General features: G+C 58.0%; 24 protein-coding genes. 13 read left to right on the forward strand and 11 right to left on the reverse strand.

What is annotated here, in order from left to right:
- The gene (locus tag IB246_RS01650) at positions 1-1,218 is read left to right on the forward strand and encodes an MFS transporter (protein WP_008038838.1); all 1,218 of its coding nucleotides are present in this window, start codon (positions 1-3) and stop codon (positions 1,216-1,218) included.
- A 184-nt stretch (positions 1,219-1,402) separates the two neighbouring features.
- On the opposite strand, the gene IB246_RS01655 is transcribed toward IB246_RS01650, so the two are convergent.
- The 3 genes from IB246_RS01655 to IB246_RS01665 all read right to left on the reverse strand — a co-directional run bounded on the left by IB246_RS01655 (position 1,403) and on the right by IB246_RS01665 (position 3,487).
- Entirely contained in the window at positions 1,403-1,858 is a 456-nt protein-coding gene (locus IB246_RS01655; RefSeq protein WP_008038837.1) for a VOC family protein, read from the reverse strand.
- Between the two features lie 181 nt (positions 1,859-2,039).
- The gene (locus tag IB246_RS01660) at positions 2,040-2,462 is read right to left on the reverse strand and encodes an MAPEG family protein (RefSeq protein ID WP_008038836.1); all 423 of its coding nucleotides are present in this window, start codon (positions 2,460-2,462) and stop codon (positions 2,040-2,042) included.
- A gap of 71 nt (positions 2,463-2,533) precedes the next feature.
- Positions 2,534-3,487, reverse strand: a complete 954-nt coding sequence (locus IB246_RS01665; RefSeq protein WP_008038835.1) for a diiron oxygenase — start codon at positions 3,485-3,487, stop codon at positions 2,534-2,536.
- Positions 3,488-3,685: 198 nt separating this feature from the next.
- On the opposite strand from IB246_RS01665, the gene IB246_RS01670 reads away from it, so the two are divergent.
- Entirely contained in the window at positions 3,686-4,642 is a 957-nt protein-coding gene (locus IB246_RS01670; protein WP_008038834.1) for an AraC family transcriptional regulator, read from the forward strand.
- A gap of 44 nt (positions 4,643-4,686) precedes the next feature.
- On the opposite strand, the gene IB246_RS01675 is transcribed toward IB246_RS01670, so the two are convergent.
- Entirely contained in the window at positions 4,687-5,574 is an 888-nt protein-coding gene (locus tag IB246_RS01675) for an NAD(P)/FAD-dependent oxidoreductase (RefSeq protein WP_008038833.1), read from the reverse strand.
- A 141-nt stretch (positions 5,575-5,715) separates the two neighbouring features.
- Between IB246_RS01675 and IB246_RS01680 the strand changes: the two genes are divergently transcribed.
- Positions 5,716-6,144 (forward strand): Rrf2 family transcriptional regulator, encoded by a 429-nt coding sequence (locus tag IB246_RS01680; protein WP_008038831.1) that lies wholly within the window; start codon positions 5,716-5,718, stop codon positions 6,142-6,144.
- Positions 6,145-6,347: 203 nt separating this feature from the next.
- Here IB246_RS01680 and IB246_RS01685 read toward each other — a convergent pair whose 3' ends face one another.
- From IB246_RS01685 to IB246_RS01715, 7 genes are all read right to left on the reverse strand, one after another.
- A complete protein-coding gene (locus IB246_RS01685) occupies positions 6,348-6,929 on the reverse strand; it encodes a hypothetical protein (protein WP_177318171.1) in 582 nt (193 codons plus the stop codon).
- A gap of 79 nt (positions 6,930-7,008) precedes the next feature.
- The gene (locus tag IB246_RS01690; protein WP_008038827.1) at positions 7,009-7,440 is read right to left on the reverse strand and encodes a bleomycin resistance protein; all 432 of its coding nucleotides are present in this window, start codon (positions 7,438-7,440) and stop codon (positions 7,009-7,011) included.
- Positions 7,441-7,598: 158 nt separating this feature from the next.
- Positions 7,599-8,000, reverse strand: coding sequence for a GFA family protein (locus IB246_RS01695; protein ID WP_008033413.1), 402 nt, complete (start codon positions 7,998-8,000; stop codon positions 7,599-7,601).
- Between the two features lie 138 nt (positions 8,001-8,138).
- Positions 8,139-9,044: an alpha/beta fold hydrolase gene (locus tag IB246_RS01700; RefSeq protein WP_008038818.1), complete on the reverse strand. Its 906-nt coding sequence runs from the start codon at positions 9,042-9,044 to the stop codon at positions 8,139-8,141.
- Positions 9,045-9,182: 138 nt separating this feature from the next.
- Positions 9,183-10,331 carry a hybrid-cluster NAD(P)-dependent oxidoreductase gene (locus IB246_RS01705; RefSeq protein ID WP_192229985.1) on the reverse strand — a complete coding sequence of 383 codons (1,149 nt, stop codon included), beginning with the start codon at positions 10,329-10,331 and terminating at the stop codon, positions 9,183-9,185.
- Between the two features lie 3 nt (positions 10,332-10,334).
- Positions 10,335-11,591 (reverse strand): aromatic ring-hydroxylating oxygenase subunit alpha, encoded by a 1,257-nt coding sequence (locus IB246_RS01710; protein WP_008038814.1) that lies wholly within the window; start codon positions 11,589-11,591, stop codon positions 10,335-10,337.
- A 138-nt stretch (positions 11,592-11,729) separates the two neighbouring features.
- Positions 11,730-12,668, reverse strand: coding sequence for a LysR substrate-binding domain-containing protein (locus tag IB246_RS01715; RefSeq protein ID WP_008038812.1), 939 nt, complete (start codon positions 12,666-12,668; stop codon positions 11,730-11,732).
- 414 nt (positions 12,669-13,082) lie between these two features.
- Here IB246_RS01715 and IB246_RS01720 point away from each other — a divergent pair, with 414 nt between their 5' ends.
- From IB246_RS01720 to IB246_RS01765, 10 genes are all read left to right on the forward strand, one after another.
- Positions 13,083-13,796, forward strand: coding sequence for a GntR family transcriptional regulator (locus IB246_RS01720; protein WP_008033405.1), 714 nt, complete (start codon positions 13,083-13,085; stop codon positions 13,794-13,796).
- Positions 13,793-14,704, forward strand: coding sequence for a dihydrodipicolinate synthase family protein (locus IB246_RS01725; RefSeq protein WP_008038810.1), 912 nt, complete (start codon positions 13,793-13,795; stop codon positions 14,702-14,704). Before IB246_RS01720 ends, IB246_RS01725 begins: the two co-directional genes overlap by 4 nt.
- The gene (locus tag IB246_RS01730; RefSeq protein WP_008038808.1) at positions 14,697-16,214 is read left to right on the forward strand and encodes an aldehyde dehydrogenase; all 1,518 of its coding nucleotides are present in this window, start codon (positions 14,697-14,699) and stop codon (positions 16,212-16,214) included. The genes IB246_RS01725 and IB246_RS01730 overlap by 8 nt, the downstream gene beginning before the upstream one ends.
- Positions 16,211-17,557, forward strand: a complete 1,347-nt coding sequence (locus IB246_RS01735; RefSeq protein ID WP_008038806.1) for an NAD(P)/FAD-dependent oxidoreductase — start codon at positions 16,211-16,213, stop codon at positions 17,555-17,557. Before IB246_RS01730 ends, IB246_RS01735 begins: the two co-directional genes overlap by 4 nt.
- Positions 17,558-17,629: 72 nt before the next feature.
- A complete protein-coding gene (locus IB246_RS01740) occupies positions 17,630-18,478 on the forward strand; it encodes a glycine betaine ABC transporter substrate-binding protein (RefSeq protein WP_008038804.1) in 849 nt (282 codons plus the stop codon).
- 74 nt (positions 18,479-18,552) lie between these two features.
- Positions 18,553-19,671 carry a quaternary amine ABC transporter ATP-binding protein gene (locus IB246_RS01745; RefSeq protein WP_008033396.1) on the forward strand — a complete coding sequence of 373 codons (1,119 nt, stop codon included), beginning with the start codon at positions 18,553-18,555 and terminating at the stop codon, positions 19,669-19,671.
- Positions 19,668-20,516: an ABC transporter permease gene (locus tag IB246_RS01750; protein WP_008038802.1), complete on the forward strand. Its 849-nt coding sequence runs from the start codon at positions 19,668-19,670 to the stop codon at positions 20,514-20,516. The genes IB246_RS01745 and IB246_RS01750 overlap by 4 nt, the downstream gene beginning before the upstream one ends.
- The gene (locus IB246_RS01755; RefSeq protein WP_008033394.1) at positions 20,513-21,364 is read left to right on the forward strand and encodes an ABC transporter permease; all 852 of its coding nucleotides are present in this window, start codon (positions 20,513-20,515) and stop codon (positions 21,362-21,364) included. Before IB246_RS01750 ends, IB246_RS01755 begins: the two co-directional genes overlap by 4 nt.
- 12 nt (positions 21,365-21,376) lie before the next feature.
- Positions 21,377-22,375 (forward strand): 4-hydroxyproline epimerase, encoded by a 999-nt coding sequence (locus IB246_RS01760; protein ID WP_008038800.1) that lies wholly within the window; start codon positions 21,377-21,379, stop codon positions 22,373-22,375.
- A 114-nt stretch (positions 22,376-22,489) separates the two neighbouring features.
- A complete protein-coding gene (locus tag IB246_RS01765; protein WP_008038798.1) occupies positions 22,490-23,473 on the forward strand; it encodes a GlxA family transcriptional regulator in 984 nt (327 codons plus the stop codon).
- The last annotated feature ends 383 nt before the right edge of the window (positions 23,474-23,856 follow it).

Below are 23,856 nucleotides of genomic sequence, written 5' to 3' on the forward strand. Positions count from 1 at the left end.
GTGACACCCTCAATTACCTTATCGGTGGCGCCCGAGCGCCTACCCATTGGCGCCTTGCTTGCACTGGCCATGACCGGCTTCATCTGCATCGTCACCGAAACATTGCCCGCCGGCCTATTGCCCCTGATCAGCGAAGGACTGGCGATTTCCCCCTCCATGGCCGGGCAGATGGTCACCGCTTACGCGCTGGGTTCGGTTCTGGCGGTGATCCCCATGACCATCGCCACCCGTGGCTGGCGCCGCCGCAATGTACTGCTGCTGACCATCGTCGGTTTCCTGCTGTTCAACTCCATCACCGCGCTGTCATCCCACTACGGAGCGACCCTGGTGGCGCGCTTCTTCGCCGGCGTCGCGGCGGGGCTGGCCTGGAGCCTGCTGGCCGGTTACGCCCGACGCATGGTCGCGCCCCATCAACAGGGCAAGGCGCTGGCGCTGGCCATGGTCGGCACACCGATTGCCCTGTCCCTGGGTGTACCCCTCGGCACCTGGCTGGGCGGCCTCGTGGGTTGGCGCACGACCTTCGGCATCATGTCGGCCCTGACCCTGGTGCTGATTGCCTGGGTGCTGGTGAAAGTCCCGGACTACCCCTCCCAAGCCGAGCACCAGCGCCTGTCGCTGCGCACCGTTCTGACCACTCCGGGCGTGCGCCCCGTGCTGGCGGTGGTGATCTGCTGGATGCTGGCCCACAACATTCTCTACACCTACATCGCACCGTTCGTGGTGCCGGCGGGGTTGGGGGATCGGGTGGATTTAGTGTTGTTGGTGTTTGGCACTGCGGCGTTGGCGGGGATCTGGCTGACTGCCAAATTGGTTGAGCCGTTGTTGCGCAAGACAGTGTTGGTGAGCCTGGCGACGTTTGCGGCGGTATGCGTAGTGCTTGGATTTTTGGGGAGCGTGCCTGAAGTGATCTACATCGGCGTGGCGGTTTGGGGGTTGAGCTTCGGCGGGGCGGCGACGTTGTTGCAAACGGCGCTGGCAGACGCGGCGGGAGATGGGGCCGATGTGGCGTTGTCGCTGAATGTGGTGGCCTGGAACAGTGCGATTGCGGGGAGTGGGGTAGTGGGCGGCGTGTTGCTGGATAGATGGGGCATCGCCTCTTTTCCGTGGGCAATGATGGTGTTGGTGGGAGTGGGGTTTGCGATTGTCTGGGGGGCTCGGGCTCACGGCTTCAAATCGGGGCCGCGTGCGGCTGGCCGGCCTGCGGTTGCGGGGCACTGAACTACAAAAAAGGCGCTGGCGGGGGGCTTTAATTCGAGAGTTGTCCCGTCCTGAATAAGGTTTACACCTTCTGATCTGTTTTCAGGAGGACGGGATACATCTCCGCTGCTGAGGGCTTGGCAAAAAATTATTGAGGCAGATGGCCGGAGCGCTGTGGTCAACTTCCGAATCCCGAGACCAGATTTCAGGCAAACACCTCCTCGATAAATGCTTCCAGCGCCTTGTCTTCCAATATCTCGATGGAGAAGTGCCCGAAGCGCTTGGGCAGCCAGATGATGCGGGCCCCGGACGGGGATTGCAGGTTCTCGCGGGCGAGGGGTTTGCCGTTTTCGTCTTCTGGCTGAACACCACTGGCCATCAATTCGTCATAGGCCTTCTCGATGTCCGGCGTGGAGTAGCAGTGGCGATAAATCATGCCTTCACCCGATGAATCCAGGAGTTCTTTCAGGTTCCCCGCCAACGGTTGCACCAGCATGAAACGCTCCTGACCGATCAACGCAATCGCGTAGCGCACGTGCAGGCCACCGCGTTCCCAGACGAGCGTTTTAGAGATCCTGGCCTTCAGTGTCCGTGCGTAGTAAGCACAGGCTTCTTCAAGATTCGTGACCAGTACATCGACGTGACTGAACTTCAGTTCCATTGCATTTCTCCTGTCGAACCGGCGTCCATGATAACGACGTCACCCTCAGGATCAGAAGGGGTTTCATGGGGTTGTTTGCGAGCCGAACAGCGTCGCTGAGGTGGGGCCGTGGCGCATGCTTGCCGAGAGCGGCAACGCATTGGCCTCGACGTTTGCGGCAAGCAAGCACTTCATCCTTTACTCATACGCCGTAACTCGCGGCTATCACAATGAGCGCAAGGAAACAGACCAACTGAATGCAAAAGAAGGTAAACCGAACCGCCACGAACCTGTTTGTCTGCACATGAGATACGTGAACCAGAGACTGGCACACGCGAGCGATCAGGACGAGCATGGACAAGTAGTCAACGGCGGGTGTGTTGATACCAAGGGCTGAAATCACGAACACGATGGTGCCAAAGACCGGCAGGTTTTCCACACAGTTCGCATGCGCTCGTGTTCCGCGCCGATACCAATCCTCGCCATCGGGCTGATCGCTTCGGAAAGAGGCAATCGGAACATTCGAGAACAGGATTCTGACCCAGCGATACACCCCGACGGTTGCCATCAACAGCAGCAAAGTCCAGGTCGCGAACCCCAGCAACATCCACATCGGTATCGTCATGGCTGCCATCCTCAATCCAGCACGTCATTGCACATCCGCGCGACCGACGCGAGGTCGGCCGCACCTGTAGATCAGTTGCTCATGATGGGAGCCAGTGCGGTCTGAATCCTGGACATCTGTGCGGGTGTTGTCATGCGCGCAAGCAGTTGGCCAAAGTGTGGATGTTGCACGCCCGAGATAATGTATTGCCAGCGGTAGGCGCCCAGCACGGAGGCTTTGATTTGCGCGGTTTCGTCAACACTGAACGAGCGTGGAACATTGCGAATGAAGTAGTTGGCATCGGATGCCGATTGCGCCTGCAGGATTGCATCGACGGCTGCCACCAGCGCAATCAGATCGTTCACTGCCTGGTCGCGCTCGACTGGCGAAAGTTTCGCATGCTCCGCTTTCCATTCCAGCTCATCGAGTACGACGTGCCGGCTTTCATCCTTCCAGTGAAATTTGAAGACATCCTTGAAGAGCGGGCACAACTCCTCGCGCGGGGCGATGCTTTTTGCGTAATGCGTTTGAACAAACAGTTCGATATGACAGGTCAGCGCCAGCACCGACCAGGTGCTGGCCGCCAGTACCGCACGCGCCACATCGTTTGGATCGGCCACTTGACGATATCCCGCCGGCAATTGCGCATCCATCATCGTTTCTATGCGCCGGAACAACTCCTGATGCTTGATCTCGTCATTGGAAAATCGCACCAGCGCTTCAAGCGCGAGTTGATCGTCAAAGACATGGGCCCGACCTTGATCGAGCATTTTGGCACTGATGAAACGCTCGACCAGGCCAAAGATATACGCATAGGTTCGGCCCTGAATCTGGCTGAGCAGGCGCGCCTCTTCCAGGGTGAGAAAGGTCAGGCGGTCGATCCGCGAGAGTCCGTCGGGCAAGAATTTGCGCGAGAAGTCGAAGCGGCGGTCCTGGAGCAAATCGCGATCGATCTGCCATTCGGCTTTTTTCGAGGACCTGACGAGTTGAGCATAACGGGCGGCGTTGCCCGAATCTGCGTCGGGTAAGGTTGCGACGGTGTTCATATCGATCTCCTGCTTCCTGGTCGAACTGGAAGGGGGCCATTACGGTTAACGTCGGAGCCTGTGACCATGAGTGAAACCTCTGGGGGGCGTCCTGATCACTGAGTCCGCGTTGGTGCTAATCTAGGCCTCGCCGTTCAGGCGCAGAATGACCGGTGCGCCTGATTACATGCTCCGGACTCCGGAAAGGAGGGCTGGCAATTGCTGGATGCGCTTTCTGATGTCTTGCGTGTCATTCGGCTCTCTGGAGGGGTCTTCCTCGAGGCGGAATTCACTGCGCCCTGGTGCCTCAGCGGAAAAATCTCTGCGGACGATTGCAAACCGTTCCTGGCGGCCCCTCGACATGTCATTGCTTCGCATTTTGTCGCTGCGGGGCACATGCAATTGAAAATCGCCGGTGAAGCCACCCTCGACGTGCGGGCAGGCGAACTCATTCTGCTTCCGCGCAATGACGTTCATACGTTTGGCAGCGACCTGAGCGTTGATCCCATGTCGGCGCGCGACGTTATTCAGCCGCCGGAAGTCGGCGGCATTTCACGTATCAAGTGCGGCGGAGGCGGCGAGGTCACGCAGTTATTGTGTGGGTTCCTCGGCACTGAAACCCCTTTCAGTCCGTTGCTCTCGTCGCTGCCATCCTTATTGAAACTGGACGTGCGCGCGACGGCTTCGGGAGCCTGGATTGAAAGCTCATTCCGGTTTGCTGTCAGCGAGATCGCGGCGGGGCGCGTCGGCTCGACAACGGTCATCGCCAAGCTATCGGAATTGCTCTTCGTCGAAGCCGTCAGCCAGTATGTCGCGAGCCTCCCCGCTGAACGGCGCGGGTGGCTGGCGGGTTTGCGGGATCCGCATATCGGGCGCGCATTGGCGCTGCTTCATGCTCGCCCAACCGAGGGCTGGACGGCAGAAGCCCTGGCGCTTGAAGTGGGCATGTCGCGCTCGGTTTTCGCGGAGCGATTCACGGCATTGGTCGGCCAGCCACCGATGCAATACCTGACGCTCTGGCGCATGCACGTGGCGGCTCAACACCTGCGCGAAGGTCGCGGCAATGTGGCGCAAATCGGCTTTGCAGTGGGCTACGAATCCGAAGCCGCGTTCAGTCGCGCATTCAAACGCCAGTTCGGCACATCACCCGGCACCTGGCGCAGGCAATCGGCTTGAGAACGGAGGGCGACGGGCGCGCTTCATCCGCTTGCTACCCGTATTCAGCGAAAGATCAGCGACTGGTGTGCCGCGCCGCCCGTGCGTGCGCCGTCACCCACTGCGACTGCCACATTGCCTGCGGCTATTGCTGCATCCCCGCAGGCAAACACGCCGGGTACACTGGTTTCGCGCATCGCATCGACCTTGATGAACTCTCCCGTCGGCCCGGCTTCAAACTCGCAACCAAGCAGCGCTGCCAGTGGGCTGCCCATACGCGTGAGAGGCTGAGTGAACAGCCCTGCAAATTTGATCACACGACCGCTGGCCAGTGTCACATCGGCTTGTTCCCCGCCAACCGACAAGACAGGTTCGCGCTCCACCGCAACCCCACGCCTGGCCAGCTTCGCCAACTGGTCGGCATCAGGCTCGAATACCTCGTTGAGGAAGAGTGTCGTTGGCCCCCAGTCGGGCAACATCAGCGATTGGTGGATGGCAACTGGCGAGGCCGCCAATACTCCAATCGGTCCGCCGTACAGTTCATATCCATGGCAATACGGACAATGAAACACTCGCTGCCCCCAGCGCTCTGACAGCCCGGGAATCGCAGGCAACTCATCCACCACCCCTGTGGCCAGGATCAGACGCCTCGCCGCGAATTGTTCCCCGTTCGCGGCTGTTATCACAAATCCACCATCGCCCGTCTTTGCATGGACGGCGGGTTGCGAAAGCCACTCGACTGTTGGATAGGCCAGCAACTGGGCACGTGCCTCGCTGGCTATCGTGCCGGGATCACGACCGTCCTGCCCAAGAAATCCATGTGAATTGTGAGCAAACCGATTACGGCGCTGACCTGCATCGATCACCAACACCTTTCGGCGCGCCCGTGCCAGTTGCAAGCCTGCGGAAATACCGGAATAGCTGCCGCCAATGATGATCACGTCGTAAACCATTGATCAGTCTCCCTGGGTCTTCGACCTGCTCGAAAACTCTAGATACAACGTAAGTTACGTGATGTCGGAGTGTCAACAGTCTCGTAACTTATGCTGTGTCGAGCGATACTCGGCACACGCAATTTCAGGAAGCCGCCATCCATGAGAAATGACACTCGCTTGTCCCGCATGCTGCACGTGCTGATCCACATGGCTCGCCACGAACAGCCCGCCACGTCCGATACCATCGCGCAGATGCTCGGTACCAACCCGGTGGTGGTCCGGCGGACCATGGCGCTGCTCAAGGACGGGGGGTATGTGCGCTCGGAAAAGGGGCACCGTGGGGGGTGGACGCTGGCGAAACCGTTAGCGGATATAACACTGTTGAACATCCATCAGGCCTTGGGCTCGTCCTCGCTTTTCGCCATCGGTCTGTCGACCGACCATCCAGAATGCCTGGTGGAGCAAGCGGTGAATGCTGCGCTGACTGAAGCGTTTGATGCGGCGCAGGCACTGCTTATAGATCGCTTGGGAAGCGTCACGCTTGAACAGTTGGCCAGTGATTTCGAACGGCGCTACCAACGTCTGTAAACCTGTGGTCTACAAAGCGGCGTCTGGAAGTAGCTGTATGTTTGGTTCTAGCCGGAAAGTGACGGTCCAGTAGGGAAAGATCACATCCTTGGACATTACCCACATGGGGCCACTTGATCTTGTGAAAAGGTGAGTCATGTCGCCTGGAGGGCGAACTACGTTACTCAAAAAAGCACCTCCAGCCTACCTCCACTTTGTCTGTACTACGTTAGCTGAAAACGCTCTAACGCATAATCCTTGCCTGCCAAGGTAAGTTCAAAAGTGGTGGCACCAAACGTGCCCCGTGTCACTTTTTGTTTGATAAGGCGTTTGTCTTGAAGTTGCTTTAGATCGGCTTCAACTTCTGCTGTGCTGAGTGAGACAAGTTTGCAAATTGAGTTCAGGTTTGCAACTTTCCTGAAATTTGCATGATAGGCCAAAGCTTCCATTAATAGCGTTTGGTTATCTGTTAGTCGTGGGAACTGAGGGTTGTTCATTTTGTAAACTTTTCGCTCTATCTCATGTAGCTCGTCGTAAGCTCCATCAGTGTTGCGGGCGTAGTAAATCGCTGCAGACAGAGTGCTGATTAAAATCGCGATTATCATCAGCAGCGACCAATTCGGCATTGGCGTTTCCAGCGAAAGCCAATCCGAAAAACGTTGCGGCCAGCTCGTGCTATCTGCCAACAATCTCAGGTCCAGGTGAGTGTCGAGCAGCTTTATGACAGCCCAAGCGACAAGGAAAATCCCAGCCCAGCAGGCCATAACCTTGAGCGTGAATGGGGAATGCTTGCCTTGTGCTGCCATGCTACTCGTCCCCAGTGCAGAAACAGGTCTTATCAGCATAGCAGTGGAAAACTGGTCGTCAGGCAGCTGACCTGCAAGGTCAGCTTTTGGCCGCCGGCCGCTCACCCAACCGCTCAACCAATCTGACGAGATAACCATCGGGATCCTGGACGATGAACTCGCGCTGGCCTACTTCTACGGTATCAGCCCGATACCAGGTGTCTTTGCATGCTCGATAGAGTGGAAATCCGGCTTGGTCAAGTTTTTGGGTGATGGGGGCGACAGCGGCAACGTCGATCTGCAGGTTGATTCCTCTTCCAAATGGCTTCGTTAGGGGGGCCGTAAGCCATTGGCCTGCGTCCGGATCAATCTGCTCGAGCATCACCTGAGCACCGTTCAAGTCGAGGTAAGCGAATCCATCTTCGGGGCGTTGATACGCTACTTCGAAGCCAAGGCAATGCACCCAAAAACCCAGGCTGTTACCAAGGTCGGTGACCATTAACTCTGGAACCAGTTTGCTACGTTCAAACATGAGATGACTTCCATTTCGATAGGTTTCTCCCCTGGGGCTGGCAGTGTAAATGCCTGATGCGTGGTAGCAGGCTCTGCACTGTTGGCACGAGTGCCACGGGAAAGGGGAGCGAGCGGCATGATGCAGGGGCGGATGAGTATTCTCGAGCCACAAAGCGATTATCGGGACTGCGGCCAGTGATCCTGAATGTCATGCCATACAGCCTTGGACGTCACCTCGACATGCTTCTGTTTATCGCAAGTAAAGGGCGTGTCCAGCGTACCGAGGGCTATGGAGATCCAGTCGGAGTATTCGCCCTGGTTATTTGACCAGAAGAGCGACGAGCCGCAGCGAGCGCAAAACTGGCGCTCGACAGATTCAGAGGAAGGGTAAGAACGGATGTCGTCGTTACCCTGTACCAGATCAAAGTCGCCCCTCAAGACACTGCCGTAGCTCGCAAATGCGGCGCCATGGCTTTTGCGGCATTGGCTGCAATGGCAGTGCGAAACAGCTTTGGGTCGTGACCGGAGTTGGTATTGGATGGCGCCGCAAAGGCAACTGCCCTGGAAGGTCTCAGTCATTTTTGGTGGCAATCCATTGTTGAGGGGGCAGCACTTTAAGTGGTGGGCAGATGCAGTGTCGAGCGACTGTCCGTCGAACAGGCAGGGCGGCAGACTTCGACAACGATCCGTAGACAGTTTTTGCCCTGCCACAGACGGTCACTGCAAAAAGTCGCGAATCGCCCGAATAGTCTGCGTAGGCGCCTCTTCCATCAACCAATGTCCTGCCCCCGGAATCACCACTTCCGTGACATTGTCCGCGGCGTTGCGCATGACGATGGCTTCGTTGTTGCCAAAGGATTTTTCCCCGCCGACGGCCAGCACGGGCATGGTCAGGCGTGTCTTCATCGATGCTTCGTTGTCCACGGCGTCCTGGCGAATGCTGCGGAACTGCGCGAACGCCGCGTGCATCGCGCCGGGGCGGGCGTAGAGCTTGGCGTAATGCTGGCGGGTGGCTTCGTCCACTTTGGTTGGGTCGCCGGCGAACTCGTTCCAGAAGCGGTCGAGGTAGATACGCTCACGACCGGCCACCAGGCGCTCGGCATCCGGACCGCCAAAATCGAAGTGCCACAGCATCGGTGAACGCACAATCTCGTTCCACGGCGGAATGCCCGGTACGGGCGCATCCATCACCACCAGGCGATCGGTTTGCTGCGGATAACGTGAGGCGTAGGCGAAGGCGACCATGGTGCCGATGTCGTGGCCGATGACCACCGAGTGGTCGATCTTCAAGGCTGCCAGCACCGCGCGTATGTCGCCCGCTTGCGTCTTCTTGTCGTAGCCGCCGTCCGGGATCGACGACAAGCCCATGCCGCGCAGGTCCGGCACCACGACCGTGTGGTCCTTGGCCAGGTCGGCAGCGAGAGGCGCCCACATGTCGCCGGTGTCGCCGAAGCCATGCAGCAGCACCACGGCAGGCCCTTTGCCGCCGACGCGCACGTGGATTTTCGCGCCTTCCACGGCGATGTCCTGGGTGCGGAACGAAGTGGGGAATGGCGTGACGCCGGCATGGGCGGGCAGGCTTAGCGCAAGCAGCAAAGAAGCAGTCAGCAGGGTGCGGATCATGTGGTTTTCCCGGAAGGATGCATGGAGAGTTGCGTACCGCATCCGCTGCAAACCACCGTGCCGAAAACGCACGTCGCCCGGGGCAGAACAAGGTACCCAAGGCTGGAGCGTAGACCACATTGAGCGTTCTGATGGACCCTACAAATCGATGACCAGGTCTGACGTTGGCTTACTGCAGCACAGCAGGCGCAATCCCTTGTCGATTTCACGCTGGCGAATGCCGCCGTTGTGGTTCATCGCCACCGTGCCTTGCAGCACCGCCGTTTTACAGGTGCCGCAGACCCCTTGGCTGCAAGAGGAGGGGATGATGGCGCCGGCCTTCTTCGCTGCGGTCAGCACGGTCTGGTTGCCCGGCATGCTGAAGGTTTTACCGGAGCGGGACAGCGTGATCGTAAACAGGCTCTCCGGCTGATCGAGGACGCAGGCCGTTTCGATCAGAGGGGCCTCATCCAGCGCCGTGATATCGAAGCTTTCCTGGTGATAGTGCTGGAAATCAAAGTTTCCCTGTTTGAGTAGCGACTTGACCGCGCTCATGTAGCCTTGCGGCCCACAAGTGAACACTTCCCGCTCCTTGAAGTCCGGCACCTGTTCGCTGAGCAAGGCCAGATCCAGGCGGCCAATCTGCCCGGCCCAATCCGTGCTGTCGCCGTGTCCTTCGCAGATATTCACGACACGAAGTCCCGGCATGCAGGCCTGCATCCGTGTCAGTTCTTCATGGAAAATAATATCGTCGGGGGTTCGAGCACTGTGCACGAAGACGATATCCAGTCGGGCTGCCAGGTCGAAACCCGCACGGGTCATGGACATCAGCGGTGTCACGCCGGAGCCCGCCGATAGATAAAGCAGCTTGTCGGCTGGACGGCCTATCGGTGTGAAGCTGCCCGCAGGGCCTGAGGCAAGCAGCCTGTCGCCTTCGCGCAAGTGATCGTGCAGCCAGTTCGATACGGTCCCGCCGGGAACACGCTTGACCGTGATCGACAGCGCAAAGGGGCGGGTGGGCGACGATGACAACGTGTAGCAGCGCGACACGCGTTGCCCCGAGATGGCCGGCGATACAGTAATGAACTGCCCTGGCTCAAAACTGATGGCGCTGAAATCCGCACTTCGAAAGGTAAAGGTTTTTACGTCGTGGGTTTCGTCGCGTACGGCGCAACAGTGCAGCGCTTTTTGCTCGCCACTGTTCCACTGCGCACCGTAGGTGGCCCACGTGTCCGGATGGGCAAATACGTTCGGTGCAGACACGGCGCTCGCTGTAACCGGTGGCTTTTCAAGGAGGGTCATGGTCATTGCTCACACTCCCTGTGCGGCAAGCCGCGCGGCGTACCAGCGAGAAAATTGATCCACGTAGGATTCGGTAAATGCCGAGAAGGGGCCAGGCGAGTAGCCGGGATCTTGCGTACCGCTGTGGGTGATCGCGACAAGGTTGGCGTCCTGCTGATTGGTGGCTTTCCAGACCTCGGTCAGTTTTTCGATGTCGTAATCCACGCCCTCGATGGCGTCGGCATGGACCAGCCATTTGGTGCGCACCAACGTCTTGTCGGGCGCGAGCGGGATGATGTATGAAATGACGGCGTGATCGCTCATCACATGCGTCCAGGAGTTATGAGTCCACAGGTGCACGTCGCCGAGATCGCGGCGGGTCAGGTCACCAAACAGCCGTGTGCAGGCCACCCGAGTGTCGAGCGTTTGCGATTCGCCATTGCCGGCAATGACCAGCCGTTGCGTGCGGAACTGGGTCACCGCGTCTGTGTCCAGGTGTTCCACTGCGTCGCAGATAAACCCGTCACGTTCCCAACTGCGTTTGGCCGCCGCATTGCGTTCTTCATACTCATCCAGCGCTTGCAGCGATTCCTCACTCAGACCTTCGGCGCAGAACCCAAAATCCTCCGGCAGGAATGAGGCGGTTAATTCAGGGTGCGTCGCAGAGCAGTGATAACACTCGCGATTGTTTTCGATGACCAACTTCCAGTTACCGTCTTCAATGATCTCTGCTTCATAAGCAATCTTCGAATACGTGAGGTTGTAGGGCGCCAGCCGGGGCGCCATGGTTTGTTCCAGATAGGCGATGTCTTCCGGTGGTTGGTCACCCAGGCAGACAAACACATGAGTGCCGACCACTTTCGTATGAACACGAATCAGGCTTTTGCAGGTCGGATCGAAATCCTTGCCCATGTGAGCGGCGTGCTTGAGGCTGCCATCAAGGTCGTAGGTCCACTGGTGATACGGGCACACAAGCATGCCCACCGTTGATTTGCCGGCCTGTTTCAGGCGTGCCCCGCGATGGCGGCAAACGTTGCGAAACGCCTGCACCTGCTCGTCGTCATCACGCACGAGGATGATCGAGGATTTGCCGATGTCTATGGTCGAAACATCCCCAGGCTCCGGGATGTCCGCCGTCACGCCGACCAGAATCCAGTGCCGGGTGAAAAAGATATCGACGTCGCTGTCGAAAATGTCCTGACGCCCGAACAACGCGCCATGCATGCCATGGCCTGGGGTGCGTGCAGTCACCAGTTCTTGTTGGGATTTCGCGACAGTAGTTGTCATCTGTTGCCTCACGGGGGCGATGTTGAATCGTCAGCAAGTGACGGTGAGGCAAGTATCAAAATGGTCCGGATTTGCGTCAATGCGCTTTAATTTCACCCTCGCATAGCTAAAAGTTATGCGAAGAATCGACAACTGACCTTAGTGTGAAAGTAGCGACTCATCCCGTAACCAATCGACGATGGCGTTCACCAGCGGGGTTATTTCCCGGCCGTTCGGAACAATCAGGTAATAGGCATCTTTCGGTTTCACCGCGTAGTCAGTAATCCGCACCAATTCGCCGCTCAGCAATAGCGGACGCAACAAACGGTTCCAGCCCAGCGCGACGCCATAGCCCTGCAACGCGGCCTGCACCGTGTCGTTGTAACTGCTGCAGCGCAGGCAGTAATTCACCTTGGGACGACTCTCGCCCAGCTCCTTGAACCAGCTGTTCCACGTCATCCAGCCTTCGAGCGTGGTGTCCGAATCGATCAGGTCAATGTGCAGGAAGTCGTTGACCGACAGCGGGGCAGGGTGCGTGGTCAGCCAGGCGGGGGAACACACAGGGAACACTTCTTCGTCAAACAGGAAAATAGCCGTGCCGTCTTCCCATTTTCCATTGCCGAAGCGCACGGCGATGTCGACGTCCTGTCGGTGCACGTCCGGATTGTGGACTTGGGTGATCAGGCGCAATTGCAGCTTGGGTTGCGACAGGCGCAATGCAGCCAGCCGGGGCAGGATGCGCAGGTGTGAAAACGCCGCGGTGCAGGCGAGCACCAGTTCCTGCTCGGGAATCCCCTCGGAAATCTTGTCGAACACGTTCGCCATGCGCTGCATGGATTCGGCGACCACCGAATACAGCACGTAGCCTTCGCTGGTCAGTTTGATCGCCCGGTGCAGTCGATGAAACAGACGGGTGCCGAGGGTTTCCTCCAGGTATTTGACCTGCTTGCTGACGGCCGCCTGGGTCACGCCCAATTCTTGCGCCGCCAGCGTGAAGCTGCTCAACCGCGCAACGGCCTCGAATTCCATCAAGGCCGTCATGGACGGTATCAGTCGGCGGTAACCCTTGACCTTCTTACTGGTTTCTTCACTGCCCATCTTGGTCGATCCTGAAGGAGAACGGAGCCGCTCAACCGGCGACACACTATCGCTCGTTCCGTTGCTCGCCGGGAAGTGCTCGCAAAGCCGTGTCGCAAACGCCTTGCGCCATGTCGCTACGGGTCAACCGGGCTGCTGCCAAAGTGCGCTTGGCAATAAGCTTTATGATGGAATGATCTAGAAATAAGCATTCCAAAAACGACGTGTTTCTTTTCTGTAACCGACTAGTTCATTTTTGAGGTGAACGCATAACTAAATGAATTAAAAAGAAATTATTCGAAATTGCGTTGTGTTTTTCCTGTGTTTTCTATGTATACACAAGAAATACAATCTATTGACCGACCCAAAAACCCGTGCGAGTCTCGACTCATCAGTCAGCCGCACCTGACCGCAAAACTGCCCTTGGAGGTCGTTGTGAAAAACGGCAAAACCAGTCTTTACGAAGATCTGAAACGTCAAATCCTGACGATGGAACTGGACCCTGACGAAGCGCTGGATGAGGTCATTCTCAGCGAGCGATATGGCTTGTCCCGCACGCCGGTCCGGGAAGTATTCCGACGCCTGGCCGGTGAAGGTTATGTCGACATTCGGGAAAACCGCGGTGCCCGGGTGATTCCAATGAATCACTCGACCCTGCGCAATTTCTTCCTCGTCGCACCGATGATTTACGCAGCCGTTGGCCGTCTGGCCGTTCAAAACTACAAGCCGCGCCAACTGGTCGACTTGAAGGACACGCAGCATCGGTTCCGCATCGCCACCACCTCAAGGGATGCGCTGGCCATGGTCGTCGAGAACAACCGTTTCCACGCGATCATGGGCGAAATGGCCGGCAATCAATACCTCCAGCCCAGCCTGGAAAGATTGCTGATTGATCACTCCCGTATCGGCAATACCTTTTTCCGGCCTCAAAACGAGGACATGGAAGAGCGTCTTGAGCTGTCGGCGGGGCACCACGATTTGTTTATCGAGGCGATTGAACGCCGCGATGAATCCGCAGTAGTCGATCTCGTGTTTGAACACTGGGAACTGTCCCGGGAAAACATGGAGATTTTTATCGCGCCCCAAGGCATCAAGGCGGACGCGCTCGTTGATCTTCCACGCAATTCATTTCCGGAGAAATCATCTTGAAATTTGAAGGCATCTACACACCCGCAGTGACACCTCATAAACCGGATGGGGAAATAGACTGGAGCGTGTACTCCGAAGTACTGGAGTCGCTGATCGAGGCGAAAGTGCACGGCATTATCATCGGCGGCTCGACCGGCGAATATTATGCGCAGACCTCGGAAGAGCGTACCGAGCTTGCCGCTTATGCCAAGGATGTCATCGGCAGCCGGGTCCAGTTGATCGTCAGCACCGGGGCCATTCGTACCGAAGATTCGGTGCAATACGCCAAGGATGCCAAAGCGATCAAAGCGGACGCCATTCTCGTCACCAGCCCGCCGTACGCGCTGCCGACTTCCCAGGAAAACGCGATTCACGCGCTGACCATCGATCGCGCTGCCGACCTGCCGATCATGCTTTACAACTACCCCGGCCGCATGTCCGTTTCGATGGACGAGGATTACCTCACCCGTGTGAGCGCCTCCAAAAATGTAGTTGCCATCAAGGAAAGCTCCGGCGACATGGGCCGCGTTCATCTGCTGGCCCGTGAGTTCCCGAACATCGCGCTGTCCTGCGGTTGGGATGATCAGGCACTGGAGTTTTTTGCCTGGGGCGCCCGAAGCTGGGTGTGTGCCGGCTCCAACTTCCTGCCAACCGAACACGTGGCGCTTTATGAAGCCTGTGTGCTCGAAAAGGACTTCGACAAGGGCCGCCGGATCATGTCGGCGATGATGCCGCTGATGAATGCCCTGGACGGCGGCAAGTTTGTGCAGTCGATCAAATACGGTTGTGAACTGGCCGGGCTGAAAGTAGGGGACGTGCGCTTGCCGCTGCAACCTCTCGACCTGGAAGAAAAGCAAAGCCTGCAAACCATCATTGCCAATGTGAAGCGCGACGTTGCACGCATCACATCAGGAGCCAGCCATGGGTGATCTCCTGACCAAGGCCGAATACGCCGCCATCGCCAAAGACATTTCGTTCCCCTGCAATGCCTTCATCAACGGCGCGTTCAAACCCGCAATCTCGGGCAAAACCTTCGCCACGAACAATCCGGCGACCGGTGAGTTTCTGGCGGACGTCGCCGCTTGCGCGTCGGCAGATGTCGATCTCGCGGTCAGCAACGCCAAGGAAGCGTTTGAGGATGGCCGCTGGAGATCCATTTCTCCAAAAGAGCGCAAAACCGTCCTGTTGAAGTTTGCCGATTTGCTCGAACGGCATAGCCACGAACTGGCGGTCCTTGAGAGTCTCGACAGCGGCAAGCCAGTCAGCGAGTGCCAGTTGGTCGATGTGCCGGACACCATTCATACGCTGCGCTGGCACGCCGAGTTGATCGACAAGATTTATGACAACACCGCCCCTGTGGGCAGTGACGCGCTGACCATGGTCGTGCGTGAACCCATCGGGGTGGTGGGCTGCGTGCTGCCCTGGAACTTCCCGCTGCTGATGCTGGCCTGGAAAATCGGCCCGGCACTCGCCGCAGGCTGTTCGGTGATCGTCAAACCCGCCGAGCAGACCACGCTGACGACGCTGCGTGTGGCGCAACTCGCGTTCGAGGCGGGCGTCCCTGCTGGTGTGCTCAACATTGTCACCGGCACCGGGAAAGAAGTCGGCGAGCCGATCGGCCTGCATCACGACGTCGACATGGTGAGCTTCACCGGTTCCACTGCGACCGGCCGCCGTTTCCTGCACTACGCAGCCGATTCGAACCTGAAACGCATCGTTCTCGAGTGCGGCGGGAAAAACCCGGCCGTGGTGATGGACGATGCGCAAAACCTCGACCTCGTCGCTCAGCATGTCGTCAACGGCGCGTTCTGGAACATGGGCGAAAACTGCTCCGCAACCTCGCGGCTGATCGTCCACGCGTCTGTGAAAGATGAACTGCTGGAACGCATGGGCGCCTACATCCGCGAATGGAAAATGGGCGATCCACTCGACCCGCAAAACCGCGTCGGCGCGTTGGTCAGCCCCGAACATTTCGCGAAAGTGAAGTCGTACCTTGAGCATGCCAGCGCCGGCAAACTTGATGTTGTGTACGGCGGTGGTACCGAAGACGGTGCGTTCGTCGAGCCGACCGTGATTGACGGTGTTGCGCCAGAGAGTCGGTTGTTCCAGGAAGAGATCTTCGGTCCGATTCTGTCGGTCACCACGTTCAGCTCGATTTCTGAAGCCATTGCCCTGGCCAATGACACGGTGTACGGCCTGGCCGCCTCGGTTTACACCGGCAGTTTGCGTCGTGCCATCAAGTTGGCGAGGGAGATTCGCGCCGGGATCGTCACCGTGAACTGCTTCGGCGAGGGCGATGCTTCCACGCCGTTTGGCGGCTACAAGGAGTCCGGGTTCGGCGGTCGGGACAAATCGATTTTTGCCCACGATCAATACACCGAAATCAAAACCATCTGGATCGATGTGTCTGATCGGTCGGATGAAGAGAACGAAAAATGAGCACCCATACCATCAAGCGCCTTCCGGTAGACACCGGGGTTTCAGGTTGGGAGGCAATTTCCGTACGCACTGCGCCTGTTCGCCTGCTTGATGGCAACGTCACGGCGGACTGGCTGATCATCGGTGCGGGTTTTGCCGGGCTGTCTGCGGCTCGCAGGCTGGCTCAACTGCATCCGGGCTGCCGCATCGCGGTGGTGGATGCCCATGAAATCGCCAAGGGGCCGGCGGGCAGGAACTCGGGGTTCATGATCGATGTGCCGCACAGCCTTTCATCCGGGGAGTATTCGGTGGGCGGTGAGTCGGCAACGGCACTGGAAATTGCCCAGAACCGTTTTGCCATTGCGTTTGCCGCCGACGCTGCTCGTGAATATGGCATGTCTGCGCAGACGTTCGACCCTTCCGGCAAGATCAACGCCGCCGCCACCGAGCGGGGGATGAAACTCAATGACAACTATGCAAAATCGTTAAAGGGCATTGGCGAGCGGTTTGAAGTGCTGGACGCCGCGCAGATGCGAGACATCACCGGTTCCACTTATTACCACAACGGGCTGTATACGCCTGGTGCAGTGATGATTCAGCCAGCGCAATATATTCGGGATCTTGCAAACGGACTTGATCGGCAGATTGAACTGTATGAGCGTTCACCGATTGTGGAATTGTCCCGGGCGGGAGTTGGCTGGAAGGCGAAGTCTCATCGTGGTTCCGTTAGTGCGCCTAAAGTCATTCTTGCGGTCAATGGCCATATTGAAGACTTCGGTCACTTTCAAGGCCGGTTGCTGCATGTCTTTACTTACGCCTCAATGACGGCTGCTTATAGTCATGATGAGTTTTCAAGGCCGGTTACCGGTAAAGATCGTTGGGCCTTATTGCCAGCGGACCCGATGGGCGCGACAGTTCGCAAGATAACTTCTAATGGACTTTCGCGGATTGTTATCCGCACCAAGTTTACCTATGACCCGAGTATTCAAGTCACACCGATGCGTGTCGCGGCGGTGGCCGAAGAACAACGGCACTCTCTGGATGCGCGTTTCCCGGAGTTGAAATCGACGCCGCTGGAATTCAGCTGGGCAGGGCGGCTTTGCCTGAGTCGTAACAGCGCGCCCGCCTTTGGCGAAATCGAGGAAAACCTCTATTCCGCTTGCTGCGAAAACGGGCTGGGCACGGTTAAAAGCACATTGGCAGGCGTGATGGCTGCCGAGTTGGCCAGCGGTCACCATTCACAGGTTTTGCAAAGTTTCAGTCAACTGCCAGGGCCTAGCCGGCTTCCACCAAAGATATTGACGATGTTGGGTGTCAACTCGGTTATTCGCTGGCAGGCGCTCAGAGCAGGGCGAGAAGGCTGAATAGTTTCAAACCACCGGCTTTTATTTCATAAAGGCCTAATCTCTAGTTTTAACCGTAGATCGGAGCACGCCATGAAAAAGATTTGGAAGGCAGTCTGCGCTGTCGCTGTGGCCGGCGTTATGTGTTTGCCAGTTCACGCCGAAGAAAAAAATATCACCATGGGTACTATGACGTGGGAGGACTTGACGCCAATTACAGGTATTACCAAGAAGGTGCTTGAAGACTCTGGTTATACCGTAAAAGTTGTAGAGTTCTCCGAGTGGGGCATCGCTTATGCGGCATTAAGCAAAGGTGATGTTCAAGTGCTGGCGTCGCAAACGGACTACGCGGCAAACGATTACTGGAACAAAAACAAGAACAAAATCGAGAAACTCTCGCCGGTTTCGTTTGGCCTCTACCAAGGGCTTGCGGTACCGAGTTATGTCGACATCGATTCCATCGACCAGTTGAACGCCAATTCGGAAAAACTGGGCGGCAAGATCATCGGTATCGAACCGGGTTCCGGCCTGATGAACGATGCGACCAATGTGGTTAAAGCCTATGACCTCAAGCTGAAACTGGTGGAAGGCAGTACCACGGCAATGACGGCGGCGTTGAAATCGGCAGTCGACCGTAAAGAGCCGGTGGTCGTCACCGTTTGGGATCCGTCCTGGATGACCAAGAAATTCGATCTCAAATTCCTGAAAGATCCAAAAGGCATTTTCCCGCCGCTGCAAGGCTACTACTGGATCGGCCACAAAGGCTTCGCTGAAAGCAATCCGCGTGCGCGTGAACTGATGGCGAGCGTGTACGTGCCAATCGCCGACATCACCGCGATGAACGCCGAAGTCAAAGATGGCAAGACCATGGAACAGGCCATCAAGGGCTGGACCGATAGCCACAGCGAGCTGCTAAAGCGCTGGGAAAATATCAAGAACTGATTGCTGATGCCTTACGCCACTGCCGCCCTTTGATTCATTAGAGAAACCAGAAAACTGGTTCACGGGTTACGAAAATGACAACGGCCAAAATAGACACTAACGAAGTGCTGATAGATTGCCAGTCAGTCTGGAAAATCTTCGGGAAAGCCGCACCGGCAGCGATGAACGCTGTCACTCAGCAAGGGCTGACCAAGACTCAGATCCTGCAAAACTACGGCTGTGTGGTCGGGGTCTCCGACGTCAGCCTCCAGGTTCGAAGAGGCGAAATCTTCTGCATCATGGGCTTGTCCGGCAGTGGCAAATCCACCTTGATCAGGCTCCTCAACAAACTGATCACACCGAGCTCAGGCAAAGTGCTGGTCAAAGGCAAGGACCTGTCTTCCCTGACACCGGCGCAGCTTCGAGAGGTGAGGGCGCGTCACATTGGCATGGTCTTCCAGAGTGTGGCGTTGTTGCCCAATCGGACGGTGCTGGAGAACACGGCATTCGGTCTGGAAGTGCAGGGCGTCGGCAAGGCTGAGCGGTACAAAGTGGCCGAGCAGGCACTGGCCAAAGTGGGGCTGAGCGAATGGTCATCGCGTTACCCCACGGAGTTGTCTGGCGGCATGCAGCAACGTGTCGGCCTGGCCCGTGCGATTACCGCCGACCCTGAAGTGATTTTGATGGATGAGCCGTTCAGTGCGCTTGATCCATTGATTCGCCGGCAGTTGCAGGACGAGTTTCGCCAGCTGACCAAGGAGCTTGGCAAGTCGGCGGTCTTCATTACTCACGATCTGGATGAGGCCATCCGCATCGGTGATCGCATCGCGATCATGAAGGATGGCGTGATCATCCAGGTCGGCACCGCCGAGGAAATCGTGCTTAACCCGGCGGACGATTATGTCGCGGAATTTGTGGCAGGTATTTCCCGGCTGCACCTGGTCAAGGCTCACTCGGTCATGACGCCGGTCGAGCCTTTCAAGGTCGCAAACCCGGGATGCGACATTTCCAGGCTGAGCAAGACTTCGCTGGGCGCAGACATCAACGAACTGATCGGATTGACGATGAAGTCCGAGCGCGACGCGCTGGCAGTCATCGACAACGGCGTGGTGGTGGGCATCATTACGCCGCGCGATTTGCTTCGCGGCGTTCAGGGCATTCCGAATGAATTCTCGGCCTCAACAACCGACACCGTTCTGGAGGCATCGACATGAGCATTCCGGACTTTTCCGATCAATTCGACGCGACCATCGACTCGAGTCTGGAATGGCTCTCGGACCATGGCGAGTTTTTGTTCGACGGCGTCAATGCACTGCTGACGGGCGTTTATAAAAGTGTGCTTTGGTGCATTGCCTATCCGCCGTATTACCTCGTCGCGCTGGCCATCGCCCTGATCGGATGGCGGGTGGTGGGCGCCCGGTTCGCGATTCTCGCGGGCCTCGCGCTGGTGTTCTGCGACGTGATCGGCTTGTGGCCAGAGACGGTCAGCACGCTTGCGCTGGTGCTGACGGCCACCGTACTGGCGCTGGTGGTCGCGATTCCACTGGGCGTGCTGGCCGGCCTCGCGCCGTCGGTTGATCGCGTGGTCGATCCGGTGCTGGACCTGATCCAGACCATGCCGCCCTACATCTACCTGTTGCCGGCCATCGCGCTGCTGGGCTACGGCCCGGCCACCGCACTGCTGGCGACTTTTATCGTGGCCGTGCCGCCGGCGATACGCCTGACATCCCTGGGGATTCGGATGACCCCGCGAGAGTTCATCGAGCTGGGCGATGCCAGTGGTGTCACGGGCTGGCAAATGTTTTTCAAGATTCGCCTGCCGTTCGCCAAGCCCAGCATCATGGCCGGGGTGAACCAGAGCTTGATGATGGCGTTCGGCATGGTGGTTATCGCCGGCATCGTCGGCTCCGGCGGGCTGGGTGAGTCGATCTACGGCGCCGTTCGCACACTGGATATCGCCAAGTCGATCAACGCGGCCATCGCCATCGTCATTCTGACCATGATTCTGGATCGGTTGGCGCAGCACGCTGCCCGCTCGCGGATGGGAGAAAGCCAATGAGTGCCTCAGAACTGCAATTTTCCCCGGGTGAATTCCTGGCGCCCGCAGTCGATTGGCTGAACGCCAATCTGCACGGTGTGTTCAAAGGCATCAGCCAAGTCATCGAGGCGGTGCTGGGCGCGGTGGAGTCCGCGTTGCTGGCGCCGCATCCTTATCTGTTCATCGCCATCGTCGTGGTCGGCGCGTTCTTTTTCGCCAACAAACGCGTCGCGGTATTTGCCGCCTTGATGTTGGCGTTTTGCCTGTTCGCCGGCCTTTGGGCGGCCTCCATGCAAACCATCGCGCTGGTCTCGGTGGCGGTGTTGATCTCGGTGGCCATCGCCTTTCCGCTCGGTGTATTGGCGGCACGGGTAAAACGCGTGGATGAAGCCTTCCTGCCGATCCTCAACATCATGCAAACCGTGCCACCGTGGGTTTACCTGATTCCCGCCGTGATGCTGTTCAGCCTCGGGCGAGTGCCGGCGATTATCGCGACCATCGTCTACGGCATTCCGCCGATGCTCAGGCTGACCACCCTGGCGTTCAAACAGTTGCCGAAAGACCTGCTGGAACTGGGCCAGGCGTCCGGCGCTTCACCCCGGGACATTCTGTTCAAGATCGAACTGCCGACCGCCGCGCCGACGCTGTTGGTCGGGCTCAACCAATGCATCCTCATGTCCCTGGCAATGGTGGTGTTGGCGGGCCTGGTCGGTGCCGGTGGACTCGGTGCAGAAGTGACACGAGGTCTTTCCAGAATGGAGATGGGCCTGGGGCTGCGCGCCGGTCTGGCGATCGTCGCGGTGGCTCTGTTGCTGGACCGGCTGACACGCGGCGCGTTGCAGCGTCACTCCCCACGCGCACTTCTTTGAGAGAACTTCAGAATGAGACGTAGCTTTTTTTGTGTCGACTCCCATGCGTGCGGGAACCCGGTGCGGGTCGTGACTGGCGGCGGGCCTCTGCTGCCGTCCGTTTCGATGGCCGAACGCCGTGAGATTTTCGTGCGTGACCATGACTGGGTTCGCACCGCGCTGATGTTCGAACCCCGTGGGCACGACATCATGTCCGGCGTGATCATCTACCCGTCGAACCGCGACGATTGCGATTTTGGTGCGTTGTTCATCGAAGTCAGCGGCTGCCTGCCAATGTGCGGGGCGGGTACGATCGGGTTGTCCACCGTGGTGATCGAAGAGGGGCTGGTCACGCCGCGCGAACCGGGCCGGCTGGCCATCGAAACACCGGCCGGGCGCGTCGATGTCGATTACGTCATGAGCGGCGAATACGTGGACTCGATCCGACTGTTCAACGTGGCCAGCTACCTGCACAGCGCCGACGTGGTGGTCGAGGTGCCGGGCGTTGGAACCTTCACCGTCGACATTGCTTATGGCGGCAATTTCTATGCGGTGGTTGAACCTCAAGAAAGTTGGGCCGGCCTGACGGGGATGACGACCGCAGACATCGTCAGCCTGAGTCAGAAACTTCGCTCGGCATTGGCAGGCGTGTGTGATCCCGTGCATCCCGAAAACAGCCGGATCAGTGGCGTTCACCATGTCATCTGGTGCGACGACGAACACGGCACCGCCGCCGATGGCCGCAGCGCGGTGTTTTACGGCGACAAGGCGATTGACCGCTCTCCCGGCGGCACCGGGACGTCGGCGCGGATGGCGCAACTGGTGGGGAAGGGCCGGTTGCACGTGGGCGAGACGTTCCGCAATGAGAGCCTGATCGGCACGATCTTCGAAGGCAAAGTCGAGTCTGCGGAGAAAGTCGGCCCTTTCGACGGCATTCGCCCCAGCATCGGTGGCTGGGCGCAGATTACCGGGCACAACACCATTTTTGTCGATGACAAGGACCCGCTTCGTCATGGCTTTCAGTTGGCGTGAAGAGGTGTAAATGGCGCTAGGGTGTTTTGAGCGTCAGCAGGTAGCATTAGGTTTTATCTACGCCGTAACCGAGTGCCTAAAACTTTGATCGAACGACGCCAATTTAGCGGAGGCATGAAGGGGAAAAATCTTCGCTATCTGAACGACAACCCCGACGAGCCTGTTCAACTGACACGGACAGGCTTTTTGCTGCTCGAACATTTTTCGCTGCCGGCATTTACGCAGGCACTGGATACGATCATCACGGCGAATCTGCTACGGCCAAAACTGTTCTCGTCGCGCACGTTCGGCTTGCACGACGGGGAGGTAATCAGCGATCTGGGGCTGGTCATCCGGCCGGATGCGCGCATTGATTGCTCCGTCGTGCACGACCTCGATCTGTTGGTCATTTGCGGTGGCTACAGGACCGAGCTGAAGGCCTCTGACGAGTTGACCAGTCTGTTGAGAGCGGCCGCCGACCATGGCGTGAGCCTGGCCGGATTGTGGAATGGCGCCTGGTTCCTCGGGAGTGCCGGCTTGCTCGACGGCTATCGCTGCGCGATTCATCCCGAACATCGCCCCGCGCTCGCGGAAGTGGCGAAAGCGGCGCATGTCACCAGCGAGCCTTTTGTCATTGATCGAGACCGGCTCACGGCGTCCAGTCCTTCGGGCGCGTTCCACATGGCGCTGGACTGGATCAAGAGCTTGCACGACAAGGCTCTTGTCGAAGGGATCGAGGACATCCTCGCGTTCGAAGAGTCGCGTTACCGGCGGATCAAACCGACGGAAAATGTCTGCGTGAGCGCACCCTTGCGCGAGGTGGTGAAGCTGATGGACGCCAACCTCGAAGAGCCTCTGGAGTTGGAGCAATTGGCCGTCTACGCAGGCCGTTCTCGCCGCCAGCTCGAGCGTCTGTTCAAGGAACAGCTCGGCACCACGCCTCAGCGCTATTACATGGAATTGCGCATTACCGAAGCGCGACGCCTGCTGCAGCACACGGAACTGTCCCAGGTGGATGTGCTGGTGGCCTGTGGTTTTGTGTCACCGAGTCATTTCAGCAAGTGCTACAGCTCGTATTTCGGGTACAGGCCGTCCAAGGAAAAACGGCTGGTCAAATAAGCCCCCTCAAAATTTGTAGGAGCGAGCCGGCTCCGGGCGGCGTTCCGACGATGGACTCCAGAACACCGCGTTTATCCAGATAACACGCGTTTTCGTTCACGACCATCGCGAGCAGGCTCGCTCCTACCGTTCAAGTGTTCGTAACGACATGCGTTGTCGTACGACTATCTGATTTTCAAATGCCCACGACCACACCCGGACCACTAATCTCTTCAAGGGCGGCACAGCCTTTGCCGTTCGGCGGGTTGTCTGTCGAGACGAACGGCCATTTTCCGGATTGACAGCCGGGTAGGGGAGTCGTTATAAAAGGCGCAGTTGTACGACGACATACGATGTTACACCCCTAAAAACAAAAACCGGGTCCCATCATGAACTCAATCCGC

The organism is Pseudomonas sp. PDM01 (genome assembly GCF_014852325.1).
GTDB lineage: Bacteria > Pseudomonadota > Gammaproteobacteria > Pseudomonadales > Pseudomonadaceae > Aquipseudomonas > Aquipseudomonas migulae.